The 22,909-nt window shown below is 64.1% G+C and carries 26 protein-coding genes and 2 tRNA genes; 14 read left to right on the top strand and 14 right to left on the bottom strand.

Going from position 1 to position 22,909, the window contains the following annotated elements:
* Nucleotides 1–396 precede the first annotated feature (396 nt).
* Nucleotides 397–1,671 (top strand): ATP-dependent Clp protease ATP-binding subunit ClpX, encoded by a 1,275-nt coding sequence (gene clpX / locus ACSKB9_RS04655; RefSeq protein ID WP_018271869.1) that lies wholly within the window; start codon nucleotides 397–399, stop codon nucleotides 1,669–1,671.
* Between the two features lie 322 nt (nucleotides 1,672–1,993).
* The gene (gene lon / locus ACSKB9_RS04650; protein WP_438071813.1) at nucleotides 1,994–4,423 is read left to right on the top strand and encodes an endopeptidase La; all 2,430 of its coding nucleotides are present in this window, start codon (nucleotides 1,994–1,996) and stop codon (nucleotides 4,421–4,423) included.
* Between the two features lie 66 nt (nucleotides 4,424–4,489).
* On the opposite strand, the gene ACSKB9_RS04645 is transcribed toward lon, so the two are convergent.
* The 3 genes from ACSKB9_RS04645 to ACSKB9_RS04635 form a co-directional block, all read right to left on the bottom strand.
* Nucleotides 4,490–5,149, bottom strand: coding sequence for a glutathione S-transferase family protein (locus ACSKB9_RS04645; RefSeq protein WP_438071812.1), 660 nt, complete (start codon nucleotides 5,147–5,149; stop codon nucleotides 4,490–4,492).
* A gap of 131 nt (nucleotides 5,150–5,280) precedes the next feature.
* Nucleotides 5,281–6,492: an MFS transporter gene (locus tag ACSKB9_RS04640; RefSeq protein ID WP_438071811.1), complete on the bottom strand. Its 1,212-nt coding sequence runs from the start codon at nucleotides 6,490–6,492 to the stop codon at nucleotides 5,281–5,283.
* Between the two features lies 1 nt (nucleotide 6,493).
* On the bottom strand, nucleotides 6,494–7,162 hold the full coding sequence (locus ACSKB9_RS04635; RefSeq protein WP_438071810.1) for a GntR family transcriptional regulator: 669 nt from the start codon (nucleotides 7,160–7,162) through the stop codon (nucleotides 6,494–6,496).
* A 204-nt stretch (nucleotides 7,163–7,366) separates the two neighbouring features.
* Here ACSKB9_RS04635 and ACSKB9_RS04630 point away from each other — a divergent pair, with 204 nt between their 5' ends.
* Both ACSKB9_RS04630 and ACSKB9_RS04625 read left to right on the top strand, forming a co-directional pair.
* Nucleotides 7,367–7,777 (top strand): GFA family protein, encoded by a 411-nt coding sequence (locus tag ACSKB9_RS04630; protein WP_438071809.1) that lies wholly within the window; start codon nucleotides 7,367–7,369, stop codon nucleotides 7,775–7,777.
* 63 nt (nucleotides 7,778–7,840) lie between these two features.
* Nucleotides 7,841–7,917 (top strand) — tRNA-Val (locus tag ACSKB9_RS04625).
* A gap of 161 nt (nucleotides 7,918–8,078) precedes the next feature.
* Here ACSKB9_RS04625 and ACSKB9_RS04620 read toward each other — a convergent pair.
* Complete coding sequence (locus ACSKB9_RS04620) at nucleotides 8,079–8,288, bottom strand: PRC-barrel domain containing protein (protein WP_310885912.1); 210 nt, start codon at nucleotides 8,286–8,288, stop codon at nucleotides 8,079–8,081.
* Between the two features lie 251 nt (nucleotides 8,289–8,539).
* On the opposite strand from ACSKB9_RS04620, the gene ACSKB9_RS04615 reads away from it, so the two are divergent.
* From ACSKB9_RS04615 to ACSKB9_RS04605, 3 genes are all read left to right on the top strand, one after another.
* The gene (locus tag ACSKB9_RS04615; protein ID WP_038385060.1) at nucleotides 8,540–8,821 is read left to right on the top strand and encodes a hypothetical protein; all 282 of its coding nucleotides are present in this window, start codon (nucleotides 8,540–8,542) and stop codon (nucleotides 8,819–8,821) included.
* A 23-nt stretch (nucleotides 8,822–8,844) separates the two neighbouring features.
* On the top strand, nucleotides 8,845–9,150 hold the full coding sequence (locus tag ACSKB9_RS04610; RefSeq protein ID WP_438071808.1) for a YciI family protein: 306 nt from the start codon (nucleotides 8,845–8,847) through the stop codon (nucleotides 9,148–9,150).
* Nucleotides 9,151–9,241: 91 nt separating this feature from the next.
* Complete coding sequence (locus tag ACSKB9_RS04605) at nucleotides 9,242–10,093, top strand: class I SAM-dependent methyltransferase (RefSeq protein WP_141341001.1); 852 nt, start codon at nucleotides 9,242–9,244, stop codon at nucleotides 10,091–10,093.
* A gap of 130 nt (nucleotides 10,094–10,223) precedes the next feature.
* Here ACSKB9_RS04605 and pepT read toward each other — a convergent pair whose 3' ends face one another.
* Both pepT and ACSKB9_RS04595 read right to left on the bottom strand, forming a co-directional pair.
* The gene (gene pepT, locus ACSKB9_RS04600; RefSeq protein ID WP_438071807.1) at nucleotides 10,224–11,480 is read right to left on the bottom strand and encodes a peptidase T; all 1,257 of its coding nucleotides are present in this window, start codon (nucleotides 11,478–11,480) and stop codon (nucleotides 10,224–10,226) included.
* A gap of 171 nt (nucleotides 11,481–11,651) precedes the next feature.
* Nucleotides 11,652–11,975, bottom strand: coding sequence for an HU family DNA-binding protein (locus ACSKB9_RS04595; protein WP_259171327.1), 324 nt, complete (start codon nucleotides 11,973–11,975; stop codon nucleotides 11,652–11,654).
* Between the two features lie 308 nt (nucleotides 11,976–12,283).
* Between ACSKB9_RS04595 and ACSKB9_RS04590 the strand changes: the two genes are divergently transcribed.
* Nucleotides 12,284–12,360 (top strand) — tRNA-Asp (locus ACSKB9_RS04590).
* A gap of 85 nt (nucleotides 12,361–12,445) precedes the next feature.
* On the opposite strand, the gene ACSKB9_RS04585 is transcribed toward ACSKB9_RS04590, so the two are convergent.
* The 6 genes from ACSKB9_RS04585 to ACSKB9_RS04560 all read right to left on the bottom strand — a co-directional run bounded on the left by ACSKB9_RS04585 (nucleotide 12,446) and on the right by ACSKB9_RS04560 (nucleotide 15,484).
* Nucleotides 12,446–13,780: a hypothetical protein gene (locus tag ACSKB9_RS04585; RefSeq protein WP_438071806.1), complete on the bottom strand. Its 1,335-nt coding sequence runs from the start codon at nucleotides 13,778–13,780 to the stop codon at nucleotides 12,446–12,448.
* Between the two features lie 157 nt (nucleotides 13,781–13,937).
* Nucleotides 13,938–14,129 carry a hypothetical protein gene (locus tag ACSKB9_RS04580; RefSeq protein ID WP_076825345.1) on the bottom strand — a complete coding sequence of 64 codons (192 nt, stop codon included), beginning with the start codon at nucleotides 14,127–14,129 and terminating at the stop codon, nucleotides 13,938–13,940.
* Nucleotides 14,130–14,143: 14 nt separating this feature from the next.
* Complete coding sequence (locus tag ACSKB9_RS04575) at nucleotides 14,144–14,344, bottom strand: hypothetical protein (protein WP_028333962.1); 201 nt, start codon at nucleotides 14,342–14,344, stop codon at nucleotides 14,144–14,146.
* A gap of 98 nt (nucleotides 14,345–14,442) precedes the next feature.
* On the bottom strand, nucleotides 14,443–15,087 hold the full coding sequence (locus ACSKB9_RS04570; protein ID WP_438071805.1) for a haloacid dehalogenase-like hydrolase: 645 nt from the start codon (nucleotides 15,085–15,087) through the stop codon (nucleotides 14,443–14,445).
* Nucleotides 15,080–15,226: a hypothetical protein gene (locus ACSKB9_RS04565; RefSeq protein WP_438071804.1), complete on the bottom strand. Its 147-nt coding sequence runs from the start codon at nucleotides 15,224–15,226 to the stop codon at nucleotides 15,080–15,082. Before ACSKB9_RS04565 ends, ACSKB9_RS04570 begins: the two co-directional genes overlap by 8 nt.
* 54 nt (nucleotides 15,227–15,280) lie before the next feature.
* Nucleotides 15,281–15,484 (bottom strand): hypothetical protein, encoded by a 204-nt coding sequence (locus tag ACSKB9_RS04560; RefSeq protein WP_092077524.1) that lies wholly within the window; start codon nucleotides 15,482–15,484, stop codon nucleotides 15,281–15,283.
* 199 nt (nucleotides 15,485–15,683) lie between these two features.
* Between ACSKB9_RS04560 and ACSKB9_RS04555 the strand changes: the two genes are divergently transcribed.
* On the top strand, nucleotides 15,684–16,697 hold the full coding sequence (locus ACSKB9_RS04555) for a TRAP transporter substrate-binding protein (protein WP_076825348.1): 1,014 nt from the start codon (nucleotides 15,684–15,686) through the stop codon (nucleotides 16,695–16,697).
* Nucleotides 16,698–16,738: 41 nt separating this feature from the next.
* Here ACSKB9_RS04555 and ACSKB9_RS04550 read toward each other — a convergent pair whose 3' ends face one another.
* Nucleotides 16,739–18,031 carry a spinster family MFS transporter gene (locus ACSKB9_RS04550; RefSeq protein WP_438071803.1) on the bottom strand — a complete coding sequence of 431 codons (1,293 nt, stop codon included), beginning with the start codon at nucleotides 18,029–18,031 and terminating at the stop codon, nucleotides 16,739–16,741.
* Between the two features lie 44 nt (nucleotides 18,032–18,075).
* Nucleotides 18,076–19,266, bottom strand: a complete 1,191-nt coding sequence (locus ACSKB9_RS04545; protein WP_438071802.1) for a Rieske 2Fe-2S domain-containing protein — start codon at nucleotides 19,264–19,266, stop codon at nucleotides 18,076–18,078.
* A 130-nt stretch (nucleotides 19,267–19,396) separates the two neighbouring features.
* On the opposite strand from ACSKB9_RS04545, the gene ACSKB9_RS04540 reads away from it, so the two are divergent.
* From ACSKB9_RS04540 to ACSKB9_RS04520, 5 genes are all read left to right on the top strand, one after another.
* A complete protein-coding gene (locus ACSKB9_RS04540; protein ID WP_438071801.1) occupies nucleotides 19,397–19,912 on the top strand; it encodes a MarR family winged helix-turn-helix transcriptional regulator in 516 nt (171 codons plus the stop codon).
* A 214-nt stretch (nucleotides 19,913–20,126) separates the two neighbouring features.
* A complete protein-coding gene (locus tag ACSKB9_RS04535; protein WP_018271860.1) occupies nucleotides 20,127–20,492 on the top strand; it encodes an NADH-quinone oxidoreductase subunit A in 366 nt (121 codons plus the stop codon).
* 50 nt (nucleotides 20,493–20,542) lie between these two features.
* On the top strand, nucleotides 20,543–21,088 hold the full coding sequence (locus tag ACSKB9_RS04530) for a NuoB/complex I 20 kDa subunit family protein (protein ID WP_176936700.1): 546 nt from the start codon (nucleotides 20,543–20,545) through the stop codon (nucleotides 21,086–21,088).
* Nucleotides 21,089–21,098: 10 nt separating this feature from the next.
* Nucleotides 21,099–21,716: an NADH-quinone oxidoreductase subunit C gene (locus tag ACSKB9_RS04525; protein WP_076825355.1), complete on the top strand. Its 618-nt coding sequence runs from the start codon at nucleotides 21,099–21,101 to the stop codon at nucleotides 21,714–21,716.
* Nucleotides 21,713–22,909 carry an NADH-quinone oxidoreductase subunit D gene (locus ACSKB9_RS04520; RefSeq protein WP_438071800.1) on the top strand — a complete coding sequence of 399 codons (1,197 nt, stop codon included), beginning with the start codon at nucleotides 21,713–21,715 and terminating at the stop codon, nucleotides 22,907–22,909. Before ACSKB9_RS04525 ends, ACSKB9_RS04520 begins: the two co-directional genes overlap by 4 nt.

Raw genomic sequence — 22,909 nt, 5'->3', positions numbered from 1 at the left:
CTCACATAACCGGCAAAAGCAGGGTGCTGGACCCGCCGGCGGGTGCATGCGCACAGCGGAAAGTTCCGCTTTCGTGCTCATATACCGACGTGGTAATCCCGCAACGTTCCGTGGATTTCGACGCGTATTCCACGTGCGATCGTTGAAAATCACGGTATTGTCACGGTCTTGAGCCGGCCATCCGATTAGCGAATTCTTGATAGTCGGGTGCCAGCATGGTTGGCTGTGATGCATCGGCTATGATCGCGGAGATTTCGAATAAACCGTGATCCACACGGTCAGTATTGCGTAGGGTCTTTTTTGGTACGGAATTTGCTCTATCTACCCAACAGCCCGGTTGTGTGCCGGATTGGGTCGATCTGGCAAACGAGATCGAACGGCGGACGGAGATAATGAATGAGTAAGGTCGGCACGAGCGACGCCAAGAACACGCTATATTGCTCGTTCTGCGGCAAGAGCCAGCATGAAGTTCGTAAGCTGATTGCCGGACCGACTGTCTTCATTTGCGACGAGTGTGTCGAACTGTGCATGGACATCATTCGCGAGGAGAACAAGTCCTCGCTGGTGAAGTCGCGCGACGGCATCCCGACGCCGAAGGAAATCTGCAAGGTGCTGGACGACTACGTGATCGGCCAGAGCCATGCGAAGAAGGTGCTGTCGGTCGCCGTCCACAATCACTACAAGCGGCTTAACCATCAGACCAAGCACAACGACGTCGAACTGGCGAAGTCCAACATCCTGCTGATCGGTCCGACCGGTTCGGGCAAGACGCTGCTCGCGCAGACGCTGGCCCGCATCCTCGACGTGCCCTTCACCATGGCGGATGCGACGACGCTGACCGAAGCCGGCTATGTCGGCGAGGACGTCGAGAACATCATCCTGAAGCTGCTGCAGGCCGCCGACTACAACGTCGAGCGTGCGCAGCGCGGCATCGTCTATATCGACGAAATCGACAAGATCAGCCGCAAGTCGGACAATCCCTCGATCACCCGCGATGTGTCGGGCGAGGGCGTCCAGCAGGCGCTGCTGAAGATCATGGAAGGCACGGTGGCCTCGGTCCCGCCGCAGGGCGGCCGCAAGCATCCGCAGCAGGAATTCCTACAGGTGGATACCACCAACATCCTGTTCATCTGCGGCGGTGCGTTCTCGGGCCTCGAGAAGATCATCTCCGCGCGCGGCCGCTCGACCTCGATCGGCTTCGCGGCGCAGGTGCTCGCGCCGGAGGATCGCCGCACCGGCGAGATCTTCCGTCACGTCGAGCCGGAAGATCTGCTGAAGTACGGCTTGATCCCGGAATTCGTCGGCCGTCTGCCCGTCGTTGCGACGCTGGAGGACCTCGACGAGACCTCGCTGAAGAAGATCCTGACCGATCCGAAGAACGCGCTGGTGAAGCAGTACCAGCGGCTGTTCGAGATGGAGAACATCGAGCTGACCTTCGCCGACGAGGCGCTTGGCGCGGTCGCCCGCAAGGCGATCGAGCGCAAGACCGGCGCGCGCGGCCTGCGGTCGATCCTGGAGAGCATCCTGCTCGAAACCATGTTCGATCTCCCGGGCCTGGAAGGCGTCGAGGAAGTCGTGATCTCGCGCGAGGTCGTCGAGGGAACGGCGCGTCCACTCTACATCTACGCGGATCGTTCCGACCGCGCCGTCGAGAGCAGCGCGAGCGCCTAAACGGCGCTCGTTTCGACCCGCCAAAAATGCACGGCTGCCGGACGCTCCGGCGGCCGCCGCGGCGCAGCAGCGGCGCCCTTACGGCGTAGCAGCAAATGCTTGTTTAGCCTATATTTCCCGACACTTCTGAGACTTGACACCCCCCCGCCTGATAGCCACCTAATGCTATCGGTGAGGGATCTCATCCGTTGAGATTCGTCGCTTCACGATGCGGAATAAGCGGCTGCCGACGGCATTCTCATTCCGCATCACCAAGGCACCTTGTGGCGGTTGCGCAAGCAGGCGGACTGCGTGCAAGGGGGCACAACAAAAGGATTAGGCCATGACGACCTCAAAACCCCGGCCAACGATCGTCCACGGCGAAAGCCACTCCTATCCGGTGCTGCCGCTCCGCGACATCGTCGTCTTCCCGCACATGATCGTGCCGCTCTTCGTCGGCCGCGAGAAATCGATCCGCGCGCTCGAAGAGGTGATGAAGAACGACGCGCTGATCATGCTCGCGACGCAGAAGAACGCGTCCGATGACGATCCGGCACCCGATTCAATTTACGAGACGGGTACGCTCGCCAGCGTCCTGCAGCTCCTGAAACTGCCCGACGGCACCGTCAAGGTGCTGGTCGAGGGTCTCGAGCGCGCGCGCGTCGAGAAGTATTCCGACCGCAGCGAATATTACGAGGCGACCGCGGTCGCGCTCGCCGACACTGACGCCAACTCGGTCGAAGCCGAGGCGCTGGCGCGGTCGGTCGTGTCCGACTTCGAAAGCTATGTGAAGCTGAACAAGAAGATCTCCGCCGAAGTCGTCGGCGTGGTTCAGGCGATCACCGATTTCGCCAAGCTCGGCGATACCGTTGCCTCTCATCTCGCGGTCAAGATTGCTGATCGGCAAGCGATCCTGGAGACGTTGTCCGTCACGCAGCGCCTGGAGAAGGTGCTGGGCCTGATGGAGAGCGAGATCTCGGTGTTGCAGGTCGAGAAGCGCATCCGCTCGCGCGTCAAGCGCCAGATGGAGAAGACCCAGCGCGAGTATTACCTGAACGAGCAGATGAAGGCGATCCAGAAGGAGCTCGGCGACGACGAAGGTCGCGACGAGCTGGCCGATCTGGAGGAGAAGATCTCCAAGACCAAGCTGTCCAAGGAAGCGCGCGAGAAGGCCCAGCACGAGCTGAAGAAGCTGCGCCAGATGTCGCCGATGTCCGCGGAAGCGACCGTCGTGCGCAACTATCTGGATTGGCTGCTGTCGATCCCGTGGGGCAAGAAGTCCAAGGTCAAGAAGGACCTCGAGGCCGCGCAGGCGGTGCTGGACTCCGATCACTACGGACTCGAGAAGGTCAAGGACCGTATCGTCGAGTACCTCGCGGTGCAGTCGCGCGCCAACAAGCTGACCGGACCGATCCTGTGCCTGGTCGGGCCTCCCGGCGTCGGCAAGACCTCGCTCGGCAAGTCGATCGCGAAGGCCACGGGGCGCGAATTCGTGCGCGTGTCGCTCGGCGGCGTGCGTGACGAGGCCGAGATCCGCGGTCACCGCCGCACCTATATCGGCTCGATGCCCGGCAAGATCATCCAGTCGATGCGCAAGGCGAAGACCTCGAACCCGCTGTTCCTGCTGGACGAGATCGACAAGATGGGCGCCGATTTCCGCGGCGATCCGTCGTCGGCGCTGCTTGAGGTCTTGGACCCCGAGCAGAACTCGACCTTCAACGACCACTACCTGGAGGTCGACTACGACCTGTCCAACGTGATGTTCATCACGACCGCGAATACACTGAATATTCCCGGCCCGCTGATGGACCGCATGGAGATCATCCGGATCGCCGGCTACACGGAGAACGAGAAGGTCGAGATCGCGCGCAAGCATCTGATCCCGAGCGCGCTCTCCAAGCACGGTCTGGACTCCAAGGAATGGTCGATCGACGACGCGGCCTTGCTCTTGATGATCCGCCGCTACACCCGCGAAGCGGGCGTGCGCAACCTGGAGCGTGAGCTCTCCACACTCGCCCGCAAGGCGGTGAAGGAGCTGATGATCTCCAAGAAGAAGTCGGTGAAGGTCACCGAGGCGAACATCGAAGAGTTCCTCGGCGTTCCGAAGTATCGCTTCGGCGAGATCGACGACGAGGATCAGGTCGGTATCGTCACCGGTCTGGCCTGGACCGATGTCGGCGGCGAGCTGCTCACCATTGAAGGCGTCATGATGCCCGGCAAGGGCAAGATGACCGTCACGGGCAATCTGCGCGACGTGATGAAGGAGTCGATCTCGGCGGCGGCGTCTTACGTCCGCTCGCGTGCGATCGTCTACGGCATCGAACCGCCGATGTTCGACCGCCGCGACATCCACGTTCACGTGCCGGAGGGCGCGACGCCGAAGGACGGTCCGTCCGCCGGCGTCGCGATGGCCACCGCGATCATCTCGGTTATGACCGGCATTCCGGTCCGCCACGATGTCGCGATGACCGGCGAGATCACGCTGCGTGGTCGCGTGCTGCCGATCGGCGGTCTGAAGGAGAAGCTCCTGGCTGCCGCCCGTGGCGGCATCAAGACGGTGCTGATCCCGGAGGACAACGCCAAGGATCTCACGGAGATTTCCGATGCGATCAAGGGCGGCATGGACATCATTCCGGTCTCGCGGCTGGATGAGGTCGTTGCCAAGGCGCTGGTCCGCGTGCCCGCGCCGATCATTTGGGAAGAGGAGACCAGCAAGGTCGACGTCAAGCCCGATGCCTCCGATGAAGCGTCCGGCGGCCTGACGGCGCACTGAGCGAGCTCCAATCGAAACTAGAAAACGGCGCCTTCGGGCGCCGTTTTTGTTTGTCGCTGTTCGCGATCAGGTCGGGAAGGCTGCGGCTCTGTCCGCGGCGGCAAAGTGCGCCATCTGATCGGCATGCGCTTTTGCGAAAGCCGGCCGCGCCGTGGCACGCGCGACGTAGTCGCGACACGCGGGATATTCCGCCAGTCCGTCGAAGCGGTCGACCAGGCGCAGCACATCGGCCATGAGAATGTCGGCGACGGAGAACGGCCCGGCCAGCCATTTGCAGCCCGTCAGCACCGGCTCCATGTGCCTAAGCCGGGATTGCAGGAAGCCGTCGAAGCGTGTCCATGCCGACGTGCCGCCGCTCTCGCCCGAGAACACCAGGAGCGACCAGGGCAGGCTCGCCATCTCGACCGAGTTGAGCGCTGCGAACAGCCATTTCAAAGCCTCACTGCGCTGGTGCGGATCGGTCGGCAGCAGGGCGTCGCTGCGCTCGCCGAGATGCAGCAGGATCGCGCCACTCTCGAAGATCGAGATGTCGCCGTCGGTCAGCCACGGCACCTGGCCGAACGGCTGGTGCGCGAAGTGCTCGGCGCTCCGATCGCGAAACGGCACGCTTGCAACGCAATACGGCAAGCGCGCCTCTTCCAATGCCCAGCGCACGCGGAGGTCGCGCACAAATCCCCGCGGCATCTCCGGAACCCAATCGAAGGTGGTAAGCGTCAGGTCGGCCATTGGGTATCTCCATTTGCTGGCTTCACAGCAAAGAACGAACCAATGGCGCGCATTCCGACACCCCGACGGGCTTTTTCATCGTTGCGGTACGGAATGATCGAGTTGCCGGCGTGGGGACGCCGGCGCCGGAACTAGTCTTTCCTCTCGACGACGAAATTGCCGATCGCGCCCAGTGCCATCAGCACGCTGGTGCCGAGGAACACCGCGGGCATGCCGATATGGCCGCCGATGAAGCCGCCGGCGAGCGGGCCGATCACCTGGCCCGCATATTGCGCCGAGATCGAATAGCCGAGCATGCTGCCGGTGACCGCATCGGGCACGTTGTGCCTGATGACGCTTGCGATGCAGGGCAGGAGGCCGCCGAGCGCGAGCCCCATCAGGAAGCGCAGCAGGATCAACTGCCAGCCGCTGGCCACGAAGGCCTGCGGGATCAACAGCAGCGCCGAGACAGCAAGGCAGATGGTGATGATCCGCCAGTGGCCGACCCGATCGGCCAGCTTGCCGAGATGCGACGACGACAGCAGGCTGCCGAAGGCCGCCGCCGACATCACGATACCGGCGACGAATGTCACCTGCGGTGCCTCGACCAGTTGCGCGACATAGACCGTGATGATCGGCTCGATCGACATGTTGGCGACCATCAGCAGCAGGCCGGTTCCCCACATCGCGACGACAGGGCGCTTGTCCGGGACCAGCGACCAGCCGCCGCGCGCCTTGCCGCCTTTCGCGGTCTTCGGGCGTGCTTCCTCGCGGATCAGGAACGTCGTGCCGAGGAAGGTGAAGAAGATGACGCCGCCGATCAGGAAGAATGTCGCGCGGATGCCGATCAGGCCCGGCAGCACGCCGCCGATCAAGGGACCGACCAGGCTGCCGGCCATGATGCCGGCCGACAGCACGCCGATCGCCCAGCCGGACCGCGCTTTCGGCGTCTGCGCCGCGACCAGCACGGTCGAACCCGACGCGTAGCCGCCGAGCAGGCCGGTCAGCAGCCGCAGGCCGACCAGCTCATAGACGTTGTGCGCCATGCCGATCAGCGACATCGCGATCGCCATGCCGAGGCTGGCGCGGATCAGCATCAGCTTGCGGCCGTAGCGATCGGCGAGCCGTCCCCACAGCGGCGCCGTCAGCGCCGCGCTGAAGAAGGTTGCGCCATAGGCGACGCCCGACCATTGCACGATCGCGGCATGATCGGTCATTCCGAGCTGCTCGACATAGAGCGGCAGGAACGGCAGCAGCAGTGTCATCCCCACGATTGTCGTGAAGGAGCCGAACACGCAGACGATCAGGTTGCGTTTCCAGGGGCCCGCGTCGAGCAGGGCTTCGCGATCGACTTCGATGTTCATGTCAGCGCAGCCCGATCACGGCGAAGCCGCGCGCCCGCAGGCCGCGGCGATCCTCGTTCAGCGAACGCAGCAGGCGATCACGGGTATCGGTGATGTGGTCGGCGGCCTCGCGCGCGGCGGCCTCCGGATCGTTGGCCTTGATGAAGCCGAGGATGCGCCGGTGCTCGCGCCAGGCCTGCTCACGCGAGGGCTCGGTCCACACTTCCAGCCAGCGCGCCCGCGACAGCCTCGTCATGGCGCCGGCGATCGCCTTGACGATGAAGGGATTGCCGGAGAGCCGCGCGATCTCGACATGGAAATCGGTGCCGACCCGATGCCATTCCTCGCGCGGCGCGCCGGACTGGCAGGCATCCAGCATCTCCTCGACGCCGGCGATATCGGCTGCGCTCGCCCGCGCGCAGGCGAGGCGCACCGCCGTCGTCTCCAGCGGAATCCGGAACTCGGCCATCGCCTCCAGCTCACCGAGGTCGATCGGTGCGACGATCCAGTTGCGGCCGTCGCGGCGCACCAGCTCTTCGCCTTCGAGCCGGACCAGCGCGGCACGGATCGGCGTGCGCGATCCCTCGAACCGGCTCTCCAGCCAGCGCTCGGTCAGTCGCTCGCCGGGTCCCAGGTCGAGCGACAGGATCATCTCCCGGAGCTGGTCATGAATCTGAAGCATCTGCGACATGGCGCCGTCCTTTGGCCGCTCGTTGGCGGGCACAGAATCTCGGTCTGGCGAGTTTCGTATCCCGATTTGGTATCCCAAACAAGGCAGACATGGGATACCGGCGTTGCTCCGTACTCAAAGGAGGTGGGGCCGAGAGCCAGGGGCCCTGGACGATGGAACCGCGCCCACGGCGGCTGCTTTGTTGACGGAATTGGAGAGCGCTACATGCGTATCGATGGGCAATGCCATTGCGGGGTTATCACCTATCAGGCCGAGATCGATCCCGAACAGGTGTCGATCTGCCATTGCACGGACTGTCAGGCGCTGACCGGCTCGCCCTACCGCGTCACGGTGATCTGCGACGCCGAACAGGTGTGGCTGACCGGAGGTGCGCCGAAGGTCTACGACAAGCGGGGCGATAACGGCCGAATCCGCTTCCAGCACTTTTGCGGCGATTGCGGTTCGCCGCTGTTCACGAGCGGCGAGGATGGCGGGCCCGACGACTGGGGCATCCGCTGGGGCAGCATTCGCCAGCGCGGCCAATTGACCCCGCGACGCCAGGTCTGGTGCCGCTCCGCTGCGCCATGGATCAATGATCTCAAGGAATTGCCAGCGCACCCCAAGGACTGGAGCTGACGGATTGAGGTGTTGCGGCCTTGCGCCTCGGGGGCAGGCGAGGCTAAAGAGGCGCGCAGGTAAGGGCGGCTAGCTCAGCTGGTTAGAGCATCTCGTTTACACCGAGAGGGTCGGGAGTTCGAATCTCTCGCCGCCTACCAGCCTTCGCCCTGCGGGCTACGGCTGGGCAAGCCAGCCTTTGAGCACGAATTCATCCGCTTGTTCGGTTCGCAGGGCGAAGGCTGTCGCACCGAAGCTCGAAGAGCGCAGGCGGACCGGCTGCCTGAATGTGCGGGCGTGCTTCCCCGTTTTGGATCCACCCCTATGGCTGAAGCATCCTGATGGTCGCGATCGGCCACTTCCCGATGTGGCCCGTGATCGAGATGCGCAACCCGTGAGATTCGTCCAGAAACACGCCCTCGACGGTCCCTGCGGTTCCATCGGTGAGAACCGCGGCTCGTCCGACCAGCTCGGCCTCCGCTTGCACATGCTCGCGCAGGATGACGGTGGCGCGGTGTTTCACGAGCTGCAAAGCGGCCTCTGGTTGATGAGCCCTACGGAGCAAGGCCATTGCACGGCTCTCGGTGAACGCGCGGAGAGGGCGCGATCCTGGCCGTGGGGTAGTTAGTCTCATGGGGTGGCCGGGACCGCGCTTGCTCCGCGCTGGCGTGCCGAATGTCATTCGATCCCCGATGGTGCGAAAGGTGCCGAAAGTCACGCGCTCAGATTTGATGCCGACGCTGCAGCGATGCTATTCTGTCCGCCTAACCGGGAACTTGATGCATGCGCAAACTCGCCGCGATTTTTCTTCTCACCATGATTGCCGGACCCGCATTCGCACAGTCGGATCACGTTCAGCGCTATCGCGAAGAGGTCGAGAAGTCGCCGGCCGATGCGGCCAACGAGGCGCGCCAGCAGCGCGCCTATCAGCGTGCGCTCAGTGGTGTGCCGGATCAGAAGCCGACCGATCCCTGGGGCATCGCGCGCAGCGACGGGCAGGGCGCGCCCAAGGCGAATGCCGCGAAGCCGAAACCGGCCAAGCCCACGAGCGCAGCCGCCAAATAGAGCTCCGAGCGCGGATCAGGTCGATGAAATACTACGTCTGCAAATTGACCGGACCGCGCCCGACCTTTCCTCAGGATATGACGCCGCAGGAAGCCGCCATCATGCAGGCGCACGTCGCCTATTGCGGCGAACTGCTGCAGGCCGGCAAGGCGCTGGTGTTCGGACCGGTCGCCGATCCCGCCGGGGTCTGGGAACTCGGCGTGCTGCAATTGCCTGACGATGCCGATCCGCAGGAGATCGTCGCCAACGATCCCGTCACCAAGGCCGATGCCGGATTCACCTATCAGCTGATGCCGATGCTGCGCGCCGCGACGCGCGAGACTTGCTAGGGCATGATCCGGAAAAGTGCGAAGCGGTATTCCGAAAAGGATCATGCCCAAGCATGAGACGACGGAAGCTTCCTAACGAGGTTTGGATCGCATGAACGCTGGCCATCCGCAGAACGCCGACCAGATTGCTTATTGGAACGGGCCGGGCGGTCAGCGCTGGGCCACACGGCAGGCCGCGCAGGATATCGTGCTGCAGCCGGTGCTCGACCTCCTGATCGATCGTGCCGCGCCGAAAGCCGGCGAACGCGTCGTCGATGTCGGCTGTGGCAGCGGCGCCTCGAGCTTCGCGCTGGCGGCCAAGGTCGCGCCCACAGGTCACGTGCTCGGCGTCGATGTCTCGGAGCCGATGCTGACGCGGGCGCGGCAGAGCGCGCCGCAGGGTTTGCCGGTCGAGTTCGCGCTGGCCGACGCGACCATCTATCCGTTTGTCAGCGAGAGCTTCGATCTGTTGGCCTCGCGCTTTGGCGTGATGTTCTTTGCCGATCCCGTGACGTCGTTCGCCAATCTGCGCAAGGCGATGAAGCCGACCGGCCGTCTCGCCTTCGTCTGCTGGCAGGAGCCGCGCGAAAATCCGTTCTTCATGACGCCGCTTGCTGCCGTCTACAAGCACGTGCCGAAACTGCCGCCGCTAGGGCCCGAGGATCCCGGCCCGTTCGCGTTCGCCTCCGAGGCCCGGGTGAAGCGGATCCTGGGCGAAGCCGGCTTCTCCGGCATTGCCATGGAGCCGTGCCGGGTTGAGCTTGATGTCGCGACCGGGCGCGGCATCGATGCCGCGATACAGGGCGCGCTCGAGATCGGGCCGGCCAGCCGCGCGCTGGAAGGGCACCCTGATGAGGTGCGCGCTGCGGCGATCGCCTCGATGCGCGAGGCGCTGGCGCCTTTCTTGAAGGGCGATGCGGTGCTGCTGCCCGGCGCGATCTGGATCGTGACCGCGCGGGCATAGAACTCTCGGGACCAAGCGCTCCGTCATTGCGAGCGCGAGCGAAGCAATCCATCGCGCCGCATATGTAGCAGCATGGATTGCTTCGTCGCTATCGCTCCTCGCAATGACGGAAGAAAAGGAGCTGCGACTCCTACGCCCGCTCTTCCCAGATCATCGCCAGGTGCACGATGGTCTGCACGGCCTTCTCCATGTCCTGCCGGCTGACCCATTCGAGCCGCGAATGGAACGCGTGCTCGCCGGCGAAGATGTTCGGGCAGGGCAGTCCCATGAAGGACAGCCGCGAGCCGTCAGTGCCGCCGCGGATCGAGGTCTTCACCGGCGTGAGGCCGGCGCGCTCGATCGCCTCGATCGCATAGGCCACGATCTGGGGGTGGCGATTGATCACGTCTTTCATGTTGCGGTACTGCTGCTTGACCTCCATGCGGTAGGTCGAGCGCGGATAGCCCTTCATGACATCGTTCACGATGTCCTCCAGCAGCGCTTCCTTCTGCTTCAGGCCGGCCTCGGTGAAATCGCGCACGATGAAGTCGATCCGCGCGTTCTCCAGCGCGCCGGAGATCGCGACCGGATGCAGGAAGCCTTCCTTGCCCTCGGTGGTCTCGGGCGAGCAGGTGTCCTTCGGCAGGCGATCGACGATCGCGGCGGCGATCTTGATCGCGTGCTCCATCTTGCCCTTGGCGAATCCCGGATGGGTCGCGACGCCTTCGATGATGATGCTGGCGCCGTCGGCCGAGAAGGTCTCGTCCTCGATATGGCCGGCGGTCTCGCCATCCATGGTGTAGCCGAAATCGGCGCCAAGCTTCTCGATGTCGACCTTGTCGACGCCGCGGCCGATCTCCTCGTCCGGCGTGAACAGGATCTTGACGGTGCCGTGCTTCACCTGCGGATTGGTGATCAGGAAATGCGCGGCATCCATGATCTCGGCAAGGCCCGCCTTGTTGTCGGCGCCGAGCAGGGTGGTGCCGTCGGTGGTGATGATGTCGTTGCCGATCTGGTCGGCCAGCGCTTCGTGCTCGGCGGCGCGGATCACCTGCGAGGCATCAGCGGGCAGCACGATATCGCCACCGCGGTAGTTGTTCACGACCTGCGGTTTGACGTTCTTGCCGGTGCAGTCAGGGGAGGTGTCCATGTGCGAGCAGAAGCAGATCACCGGCACCGTCTTGTCGGTGTTGGCCGGGATCGTCGCATAGACGTATCCGTGCGGGTCAAGATGCGCGTCGGATATCCCCATCGCCTGCAGTTCGGCGACCAGCAGGCGCCCGAGATTCTTCTGCTTCTCGGTGGAGGGGCAGGTCGGTGAATCCGGGTCGGACTGGGTATCGATCACGACATAGCGCAGGAAGCGCTCGGTGACGGTGTGCTTGAAGTCGAGAGCCGGTGCCAGCATGAAAACCGCGCAAAAACAGGAGAAAGGAACAATGCGCTTTGGCGAAGTTGGTTCGCGCGAGCAAACCGCGTCAAGGCGAGTTTCGAAGGAGAATCCTATAACAGAAAAGCGCCACTCCGGGGCCGCGTCACGAGCCGGAATGGCGCTTTGCCTTAACGGAGAGAGTAGGCGCTAGACGGCTTCCTTCAGCTCCTTGGCGGCGCGGAAGGCAACCTTCTTGCTGGCCTTGATGTGGATCTGTTCGCCGGTCGCCGGGTTGCGGCCCATGCGAGCGGCGCGCTTGCGGACCTGGAGGATGCCGAGGCCGACGATCCTGATGCGCTCGCCCTTCTTGAGGTGCTTGGTGATCCTGGTGACCATATCGGTCAGAATCGCCTCGGCCTGCTTCTTGGACAGCTCCTGCTCCTCGGCGATGGCCGCCGCCAAATGCTTCAGCGTAATCGTCGCCGGTGTCGCTGCTTTCTTCGCCATGTCTGGCCCTCCTCGTTGCTGAATGGCTGGATTGCTGCTTTTCACGCGAATGGCGCGCCGTTCGCGTCGGGAAAATGCGTCCGGACAAGTCCTGAAAACCGCCGGTTCCGGGAACGGGCAGCGCCGGGCCGGCCACAGGAAACCCAGACGTATCAGGCCTTATTTGATTCGGGGCTTCGCTGACTACGCCGTTTCCCCTGAAAACAGGCGACAACCCGCGTACGTGCCGCGAAAATGCCGATGCTGTGCAGGGATCCGCAACGTCCTTGACTAACCGGATGCGGGCCTTTATGCCCTCGGTCCTGCGCGGATCAATCCGACGATCGGCATCCGCGGGAGTAGCTCAGTTGGTTAGAGCGCCGCCCTGTCACGGCGGAGGCCGCGGGTTCGAGTTCCGTCTCTCGCGCCATTTATTTCAATGACTTAGCAGCGTGTTTGGCCCGAAACCATTGGTCCCTCTGGACCGGTGCCGTAACGAGTTGCCTCCCTCCTGTTCACTGCACCTGGCGACTGCCGCGACAGATCAGGACGCCGCGAGGCCGGCAACGCTGACGGGGTTGAGCGGCCTGCTCGGGACTGACCGATAATGCCACGCGCTGTTCGGGCGTCAGCCACCACAGCAGGAACAGCAGTGCTATCCCGTTCGACAGCAGGCCTGTCGTGAGCGGCACGTTCATGATCGCCTGAACTGCGATGCCGGACGAAACCGCGATGAAGCGCGGCGACAGGTGCTTTGAGACCATCGATCCCACCGACAGGATCAGGCCGCAGACGAAAGCCGACACCGGAGCGAGCGCAAGACCGACCGATGCGATGCCCTCGGTGGCGAGGAAGGACGCGTTGAAATTGCCGTCCTGATAAATCGCTCCGAGGGTCGGGCCGAGCTCGCCGTACGGGCAGGCGGTTATGTATCGCAGGACGGTGATCTGGCAGAACCGGGTGAGTTCGCGGTTCGCAAAGAAGTCGGCGTATTGATCGAGCGCGAGCGACGGGATCGCGACGAAGCGCAGATTGATGGTGCTGAACACGATGTAGGTCTTGTCGGACACGAGGACGGCGAAAGCCAAAAGGCCGACGATCATCGGGATCAGAAATGCGAGCACCGTGGCCAGCCGCGGGTCGAACCGGCCGTACAGCCAGAACAGAAACGGCAGCCAGATCGGCAACAGAAGGACGGTCTTGTTGTTGACGACGGGATAGAAGCAAAGCGCAAGCAGCAGCACCCCGGCCGCCGGCATCCACCGGCTGCGCCATGCGAAATGCGCGAACAGGTAGGGCAGGACCGCGCCGGTCATGATCCCGGTGAGATAGTTCATCAGCGCCGGCCGCACCACGGCGGTGCGGGCTGCGCCATAGGGATCGCCAAGATTGGCCCCGTAGGAGATGTCGCCGATCAGCACGGCAAGGCACGACGCCAGCAGCAGAACCACGATGCGCTTGACGGCCGCATAGGACAAATCGGGCCGCCAAACCGGGATGTTCTGTAACATCAGAGGGATCATCGCTGCGGCCAGCGCGGCGATCATGGCCCAGCGGGCGATGGCGTGCGGATAGTCGAAGGCGCTGAAGAAGCTGAGCCAGACGAAGCCGAACACGGCTGACAGCAGCGAGAAGCCGACCAGATAACCGAAGCTGAATCGTGCCGCGACGAACGCCGGGACGAACGCGACCATGATGGTGATGCCGAGGACGGCCTGCGCGGTGATGCCGGATCGCCAGACATGCATCGCCGGGAATGCGTGCCCACAGGCGATCATCGAGGCGACGCTGAGGACGAAGAACCCGGGGATCGTGACCCCGACAACCAGGTCACCGCGCGTCAATGTCATCGGTCCGTCCGAATCCGAAAGCTGCGAGGCAGCTAGCCGGTCGGCCCTGGACGAAGCAAGTTAAGCAATATCTCGGTCTGTGTTGTTATGTTTCTGCCTGGCCATTCGTCACCGCGATGCCCTATTGAATTCACAGAACGGCAACACCTTGCCTTGATCAGGCAAAGAATGCGGCGACCGCGTTGAGGTCGGATTGTCCCGGTGCGTCGCCGCGCAAATTGGCGTCGATGATGCGGCGGCAGGCGTCAACCGTGTGGGTGTCGCCCAATTCGTTGGCGGCCTCGAGGATCGACCAGACCGTGTCCAAGGGAACGTCGCTCTGCGTGGTCGCCTTCGGGTCTGACAGCATTGGCGGGGCCGCGGTTAGAATTCGAACAGGTCGCGGCCGCGCCGCGCCAAATTGTGCAGGTCCGCCACTGTGCCGCGCACCGCGTTGCAGCGGCGGCATTCGATGATGGTGTCGCCGGATGCATGCGCCGGATCGGCGACCTTGATCGCCAGGCTGCCGCAATCCGTGCAGATGATCTTGAAGCCGGTTGAAATTACTTGCTGCTGCAAATTCATTGTGGCCTGCGCCTTTGTTGACGCCGACCTTAGCCGAACAACTTTTAAGACTGGGGTCGCGGCGCGGATTGCAATCGAACGACCGTGTTAGGACGCGGTTAAGATTTCGCTGCGGCCGCGCGGCCCTGCAGATGCAGCGTCGGCCTGCCGAGCCCGGCCGCGGCGGCGCGCACGGCATCGCGGGCATTGACGGTGATGATGCCGGCAGCGTGGGCCCAGACCGCGAGGTCGGAGGCGCTGTCGCCGGCGTAGATGAAGCCCCCGGGGAATGTCTTCCGCAACAGGTCGGCCTTGTTGGCGCCCTTGAGATTATGTTCGCCGTCGGAGGCAAGCACCTGGTCGATCCAAGGCAGACGCGACGCCAGCTTCTGTGCGAGCAGCGCGTCGGCCGCGGTTGCCAGCACGATGCGGCGGCCGGCCGCGTTCTCGCGCTCAGCCAATGCGACGACGTCCTGGTGCAGTTCGATCCGGCTCCAGTCGATGCGCTGGCGCTGTGCGAGCCGGCGCTTCAGCGCCGCGCGGCCGCGCGTCAGCCAGGCGGCGCATGACACGACGATCAGCGGGTTGCGGCGCAGGATCGAGAAGAAGCTGAGATAGAGCAGGTCGCCCGTGATCAGCGTGCCGTCGAGGTCGAGCACCAGCGGCAGCGATGCCGGGAGGCCGAGCAAAGGGGACGCCCCGTCGGTGCGGGAAGCATGCTGCGGCTTCGCAATGTTGTCGCCGGCGAGGCGAGGCTCAGTCATTCGCGGCGCTCAGCCGGGTTGCGACCTTGCACACGTCGATGGCGCGCGCCCCGGTCTCGATGGTCCTGCAGTCGCCGTAGCCGAACTTGCTGGCAAAGGCCACACCATGCTGGTCCGAGCTTGAGACGATCAGGACCAACCAAAAAGGCCGCCCGAAGGCGGCCGTCTTGCCTGTGGAAGCCAGCAAAAATCTTTAGCGGACCGTGGAGGTGCCCGACGAGGTGATCGCCACCGGTTTGCCGGCCTTGATGACCTGGGTGGTCTGGGCAGTCTGGGTGAAATCCGCGTTGTTCCGGGCCGAAATACCGAGCGCCGCGATCCCGATCCCCGCAATAAGGGCAACCACCACAATCTTGAGATGGGTCGCGCGGTCAGCTGAATGGATCGAGTGGTTCATGGTCGCCTCCGGGCGTCTGTGCGCCGTCTATGGCAGGTACTGGTAAGGCCCATCTGTTTCCGGATCGTTTCGTGAGTTCCGGGAAATGGTTTCGTGCCACGGGCGGATTGGTTTCACCGTGCCTTGCGTCACACTGCCGGCCGGCTAAAACTGCCCCAGGCGCGGAAATGCGCTTGGGAGAAAAACAATAATGAAAACAATGAGACTAACCCGGCGCCGGGTGCTTGGAACCGGCTCCGCGGCACTCGCCGCCACGATGTTTGGTAAGCGCGCCGTTGCGGCGGCCGAGTTCGACTTCAAACTCGGTGTCAACACTCCGGAAACCCATCCGCTAACAATCCGCCTGACTGAGGCCGCCAAGGCGGTCGGCGCCCAGTCGTCCGGCCGGGTCAACATCACGGTGTTCGCCAACAGCCAGCTCGGCGGCGATCCGGAGATGCTGTCCCAGGTCCGCGCCGGCGGGATCGAGCTGCTGGCGGCGCCCAGCATGACGCTGTCGACGCTGGTGCCGCTGTCGGGGCTGCCCAGCATCGGCTTTGCCTTCCAGTCCTACGACCAGGTCTGGGCGGCGATGGACGGCGGCGTCGGCGACCTCGTGCGCGAGGCGATCACGAAGACCGGCGTCGTGCCGCTGAAGAAGGTCTGGGACAACGGCTTCCGCCAGATCACCTCGTCGTCGAGCCGGCAGCTCAACAGCGTCGACGATCTCAAGGGCTTCAAGATCCGCGTGCCGGTGACGGCATTGCTGACGTCGCTGTTCTCAGGGCTTGGCGCGCTGCCGTCGAGCATCTCCTACAGCGAACTCTATTCGGCGCTGCAGACCCACATCGTCGAAGGGCAGGAGAACCCGCTGGCGCAGGTCTCGACCGGCAAGCTCTACGAGGTGCAGAAATTCTGCGCGCTCTCGAACCATTGCTGGAGCGGTTACTGGATCCTCGGCAACCGCCGCGCGATGGCGGCCCTGCCGCCCGATCTGCTCGAGCTCATCAATGCCGCGTTCGACGCCGCGGCGGTGAAGGAGCGCACCGATCTGGTCGAGATGGACCGCTCGCTGCAGGCCGAGCTGACCGAGAAGGGCATGACCTTCAACAAGCCCGATCCCGTGCAGTTCAGGGCCGCGTTGGTGAAGGCCGGCTTCTACACGCAGTGGCAGAAGACCTACGGCGCGGACGCCTGGGCGGCGCTGGAGAAATACACCGGCAAGCTGACGTGAGCGCAGCCTGACAACACGCGCCGGCTCGGCTGAGACGGGTGCTAGCTCGCGCGCGCGATGTCGGCGCGGATCGCGCGTGCCGCCAACACGAACAGCAGGGCACCGAGCGTCGTCGTGAGCGCGGCCGACAGCAGCGAGTAGCGAACCGCATCGACGCCGTAGGTGCCTTTCAGCGCGTCATTGATCATGCCGACGGCGAGGGGGCCGACGCCCTGGCCGAAGCAGGTCGCGGTCAGCAGCACGATCGCCGAGGCCAGCGCGCGCATGCTGGGTTTTGCCACCGTCTGCGCAATCGCGAAGATCGGGCCGAGATGAAAGCCGACCATGAACGAGGTCAGCGCCAGCGTCGCGACCATCAGCGTGAAGCTTTGCGTCAGCATGCACAGCGCGAACACCGGGCCGGCGAGACCGGACATGATCGCGGGCGCCCACAGCTTCCAGCGGTCGTCGCGACGGCCGATCTGCGCCACCACGAGGCCACCGATCAGCGTGCCCGCCATGCCGGCGAGACCCTTGAAGGTGCCGGCATAGGCGCCGATCTCGGCGCTGGTGAGGTGATGGATCCGCGCCAGGAACGGCGGGATCCACACCGCGGTGGCGTAGTTGGTGTAGGTCGTCAGACAAAAGCCGATCAGCACGATGACGAAGCTCGGCTGCGATGCCAGGAAACGCAGCGTCGGCCCGATCGGCTCGGCCTTGAAGCTCTCGGCCATTGCGCCGCGCTTCGGCTCAGTGATCGTCAGCCACAGCACGGCGGCGAGCGCGATGCCGGGCAGGCCCGCGGTGAAGAAGGCCATTCGCCAGCCATAGTGCTGGTTGACATAGCCGCCGATGAAATAGCCGAGGAAGACGCCGAGATAGGTGCCGATCGCGTAGATGCCGAGCGCGCGCGGTCGTTCGTTCTTGTCGAACAGATCGGCGATCATCGATTGCGAGGCCGGCGTTCCCGCCGACTCCCCGATGCCGACGCCGACCCGGGCCAATGCCAGCGTCGTGACGCTGGAGGCGAGGCCGCAGAGATAGGTCATCGCGCTCCAGAACGCGAAGGCGATCGCGACGATGTTGCGGCGGTTGAGGCGATCGGCCATCCGCGCGATGGGAATGCCGAGCAGCGAATAGAACAGCACGAAACCGAACCCGGCGAGCAGGCCCATCGTGGTGTCGCTGAGCGTGAACTCCTTCTTGATCGGTTCGATCAGCACGTTGAAGATGGTGCGGTCGAGGAAGTTGAGGGCGTAGATGATCGTGAGCAAGGCGAGGACGTAGTAGCGGCGCGCCGAGGGCGCGGCCGCAGCTTGGGTTGGCGCGGCCGCCTGCGGTGCGACGTCGACCATGACTTGCTCCCCCCGATCTTCTTTGTTGTTGCTTGCGCGCGGCCTTACGCCTCGCGGATGTAATTCCCCGCCTCGAATTCGACCGGCCTCGTGTCGGCGTCGAACGACACCCCGATCGGGTCGCGGCCGGTGGCCATGGCCTCGAGCTGGTCAGCGAGCATCCGGCGGATCATCAGGATGCCGCGGTCGCTCTGGCCAAAATGCTCTTCGGAATGGATCGTCACCGCGCCCTGGCCGACCTGGGCCTCGTAGTCGCCGGGGAATTGCTGGTGCTCGGCCTCGGTCATGTCCCACCAGAACTTGCCGTTGAACTTCGAGCGCATCCGCCCGATATCGCCCGCGTTCTTGACCCGGCCGGCGACGTAGATGCGGAATGAGGTGTCGTCGATCGGCAAGGTCCAGCCGATCGATTCGACGCGCGCGAACTGCGCGACGCGCGGATTGGGCACGACGCGGAGTGTGGGGAGGGCAGCCTCGGTGACGCGATAGAACACCTTGCCGTCGTCCTGCCTGCGGATCGAACGCACCGCGACGCCGCGCGGCGACATCTCGAACTTCACCTCGGGCATCGAGGCCATCATGTTGGTGAACTGCGGCCCTGAGAACGAGCCGTGCAGCACCGGCACGTGGTAGGGGTCGGCGACGTTCTCGAAATGCTGCAGCCAGTTGCAGGGGATCACGGCAGGGCCGCCGCCGCCGATCGAGGAATTGTCGGCCTCGACGAACTCGCCGTCGTCCATGTTCTCTAGGCACTCGTAGCGCGGCAGCACCGGCCTTTTCTCGGCTGGCCCCATATAGGCGAAGATCAGGCCGTAGCGTTCCTGCACCGGATACCAGGGCTGGCGCACCTTGTCCCTGAACAGGCCGCCGTCGGGCTCGCAGGGTTGTTCGAGGCAGCGGCCCTCGGTGTCGAACTTCCAGCCGTGATAGCAGCAGCGGATGCCGTCTTCCTCGACCTTGCCGTAATAGAGCGTGGTGCCGCGGTGGCAGCAGCGCGCATGCAGCAGGCCGGCCCGGCCGTGCCGGTCGCGGAACAGGATCAGGTCTTCGCCAAGTGCGCGGACTTTTCCGGGGATATCGGTGGCGTCATCGGTGAGGCCGACCGGGTGCCAATACCGGCGCAACAGCTCGCCCATCGGCGTGCCGCGGCCGACCGAGGTGAGCTCGGTCCGGGTGCTGGACGGCTTCATCGCATAGGCCGTGCCGAGATCGCGGTCCCGCTGGGTGATCGTCACGTTGTCCTCCCTGCCGCTGGTCTGGCGCCGGCGGCTGATCTATCGTTGACCAAGTCAACGATAGATCGATGACAATGTCAACGATCTCATTGAGCTTGGCAGCGCGCGGCTTTGTTGGCAGAGGTTGGTGATGACCGAGAAGCTCAGGACTGAGAGGGCCTTGCCGCCGGCGGCCGTTGTCGATTCCGAACTGGCGCCGATCACCGCGATGATGTCGTCGCGGCTGATGGTGCTGGCGAACCTGCTCAGGCGCGGCGCGATGCTGCGCTACAAGCGCCTGACCGGCCTGTCCTCGGTCGAGTTCGGTCTGGTCGCCTCGCTCGGCCGGCGGCCGCCGATGAGTGTGGTGCGGCTCGCCGAGGCCGTCGGCATGGACAAGGGGCAGATCAGCCGGGCGCTCGCCGAGCTCGTGGCGCGCAAGCTGGTGGCGAAGGCGGCCAATCCGCGCGACAACCGGGAGACCCTGGTCTCTCTCACCAAGGCCGGCCTGGCAGCCCATGATGCCATCGTGGCCGGCGCGCAGGAGCGAAACCGGCACCTGCTGGAACAGCTTGCGCCGGGGGATCTTGAGCTGCTGCTCGGACACATCGATCGGCTCACCCTGACCGCCGCCGAGATGCTCGCTGCCGAGCGGGGGCTGGGCTGATATGGGGAGAGCGCAGGGCACCGGATGGCCGCCGCGGCGTTGCCCATGGAGGCAAGTGCATCCGCCTGATGAGGCCAAGAGCCCCCGGGAAGGACGGTAAAAGCGTCAAAATAGCTTGTCTTGCGCCCCCTGTTGCGCTGCGCTAAAGCCTCAAGAACAATTCCAATCAACGAATTTGCGGCATGTCCGAAACCGCAGCAAGAAGGCCTCGCCGATGACCGGCATCCTGCAGAATTATCTCCCACTTGTGGTCTTTATCGGAGTCGCGAGCCTGATCGGTCTGGCACTCCTGATCGCGCCGTTCCTGGTCGCGTTCCAATCGCCGGACCCGGAAAAGCTGTCCGCCTATGAATGCGGATTCAACGCTTTTGACGACGCCCGCATGAAGTTCGACGTCCGGTTCTATCTGGTGGCGATCCTCTTCATCATCTTCGACCTCGAAGTGGCGTTCCTGTTCCCCTGGGCCGTGGCGTTCGGAAAGCTCGGCGCCACCGGGTTCTGGTCAATGATGGTGTTCCTGGCCGTGCTGACGGTCGGATTTGCGTATGAATGGAAGAAAGGCGCGCTCGAATGGGATTGAGCCCCACCGCCGCAACCTCCCAGCCGGCGATTGCCAAATCTGAGATCGCCATGGCTCCGAGGGGTATCCTTGATCCGTCGACCGGTAAGCCGGTCGGCGCCAATGATCCGTTTTTCCTCGAGGTCAATCACGAGCTGTCCGACAAGGGCTTCTTCGTCGCTGCAGCCGATGACCTCATCACCTGGGCGCGCACCGGCTCCCTGATGTGGATGACCTTCGGTCTCGCCTGCTGTGCGGTCGAGATGATGCAGGTCTCGATGCCGCGCTATGACGTCGAACGCTTCGGCTTCGCACCGCGCGCCTCGCCGCGGCAGTCCGACGTGATGATCGTTGCGGGCACCCTGACCAACAAGATGGCGCCCGCGCTGCGCAAGGTCTACGACCAGATGCCGGAGCCGCGCTACGTGATCTCGATGGGCTCCTGCGCCAATGGCGGCGGCTACTACCACTATTCCTATTCGGTGGTGCGTGGCTGCGATCGCATCGTGCCGATCGACATCTACGTGCCCGGCTGCCCGCCCACGGCGGAAGCGCTGCTCTACGGTGTGCTGCTGCTGCAGAAGAAGATCCGCCGTATCGGCACTATTGAACGCTAAGGTTTCAGGTATGGACGACGGCAAGCTCGACGCCCTTGGGCAGACGATCGTGAGCGCGCTTCCGGGCGCGGCCACGGCGCACTCGGTCGCGTTCAATCAGCTCACTATCGACGTCGAGATTGGCAGAATCGTGGAGGTCGCCAGGTTTCTGCGTGACGATCCCGGCTGCCGTTTCGTCAACGTCACCGACGTGACCGCGGTCGACTATCCGAGCCGCGAGAAGCGCTTCGACGTCGTCTACCATCTGCTGTCGCCGACGCTGAACGCGCGCGTCCGTTTGCGCGGGCAGGCCGACGAGACCACGCAGGTGCCGTCGATCATCGGCGTCTTCCCGGGCGCCGACTGGTTCGAGCGCGAGACCTACGACCTCTATGGCGTGATCTTCACCGGCCATCCCGACATGCGCCGCCTGCTGACGGACTACGGCTTCGACGGCCATCCGCTGCGCAAGGATTTCCCGCTCACCGGCTTCGTCGAGGTCCGCTACGACGACCAGGAGAAGCGGGTGCTGTACGAGCCGGTCAGGCTCAACCAGGAATTCCGCAAGTTCGATTTCCTTTCGCCCTGGGAAGGCGCGGACTATCCGCTGCCCGGCGATGAGAAGGCCAAGGCGGAGCCGAAGCCATGAATGAACAATCGCAAAACCTTCGTAACTTCACCATCAACTTTGGGCCGCAGCATCCGGCGGCGCACGGCGTGCTGCGTCTTGTGCTGGAGCTTGACGGCGAAGTCGTCGAACGCGTCGATCCGCATATCGGCCTGCTTCACCGCGGCACCGAGAAGCTGATCGAGCACAAGACCTATCTGCAGGCGATTCCCGATTTCGACCGGCTCGACTATGTCGCGCCGATGAACCAGGAGCATGCGTTCTGCCTCGCGGCGGAAAAGCTGCTCGGCATTACGGTGCCGCGCCGCGGCCAGTTGATCCGCGTGCTCTATTGCGAGATCGGCCGCATCCTGTCGCATCTGCTCAACGTCACCACCCAGGCGATGGACGTCGGCGCGCTGACCCCGCCGCTGTGGGGCTTCGAAGAGCGCGAGAAGCTGATGGTGTTCTACGAGCGCGCCTCGGGCTCGCGCATGCACGCGGCGTTCTTCCGCGTCGGCGGCGTGCATCAGGACCTGCCGCCGAAGCTGATCGACGACATCGAGGCGTGGTGCGATCCGTTCCTCAAGGTGGTCGACGACCTCGATCGGCTGCTCACCGGCAACCGCATCTTCAAGCAGCGCAACGTCGATATCGGCGTGGTGCCACTGAAAGAAGCCTGGGAGTGGGGCTTCTCCGGCGTGATGGTGCGTGGCTCGGGCGCGGCCTGGGACCTGCGCAAGTCGCAGCCCTATGAGTGCTACGCCGAGATGGATTTCGACATTCCGATCGGCAAGAACGGCGACTGCTACGACCGCTATCTGATCCGCATGGAAGAGATGCGCCAGTCGGTGCGCATCATGAAGCAGTGCATCCAGAAGCTCAAGGCACCCGACGGGCAGGGCCCGGTCGTGGTCGAGGACAATAAGATCGCGCCGCCGCGCCGCGGTGAGATGAAGCGCTCGATGGAAGCGCTGATCCATCACTTCAAGCTCTACACCGAAGGCGTGCATGTGCCGGCCGGCGAAATCTATGCCGCGGTCGAGGCGCCGAAGGGCGAGTTCGGCGTCTACCTCGTCGCCGACGGCACCAACAAGCCCTACAAGTGCAAGATCCGCGCGCCGGGCTTCGCCCATCTGCAGGCGATGGATCACATCTGCAGGGGCCATCTGCTGGCCGACGTTTCTGCCATCCTGGGCTCGCTGGACATCGTGTTCGGCGAAGTCGACCGTTGA

The organism is Bradyrhizobium sp. BR 1433, from assembly GCF_051547665.1.
Taxonomy (GTDB): domain Bacteria; phylum Pseudomonadota; class Alphaproteobacteria; order Rhizobiales; family Xanthobacteraceae; genus Bradyrhizobium; species Bradyrhizobium australafricanum.
Note: the sequence above shows the minus strand (reverse complement) of the source record. Positions and strands in the feature narration are given on the sequence as shown.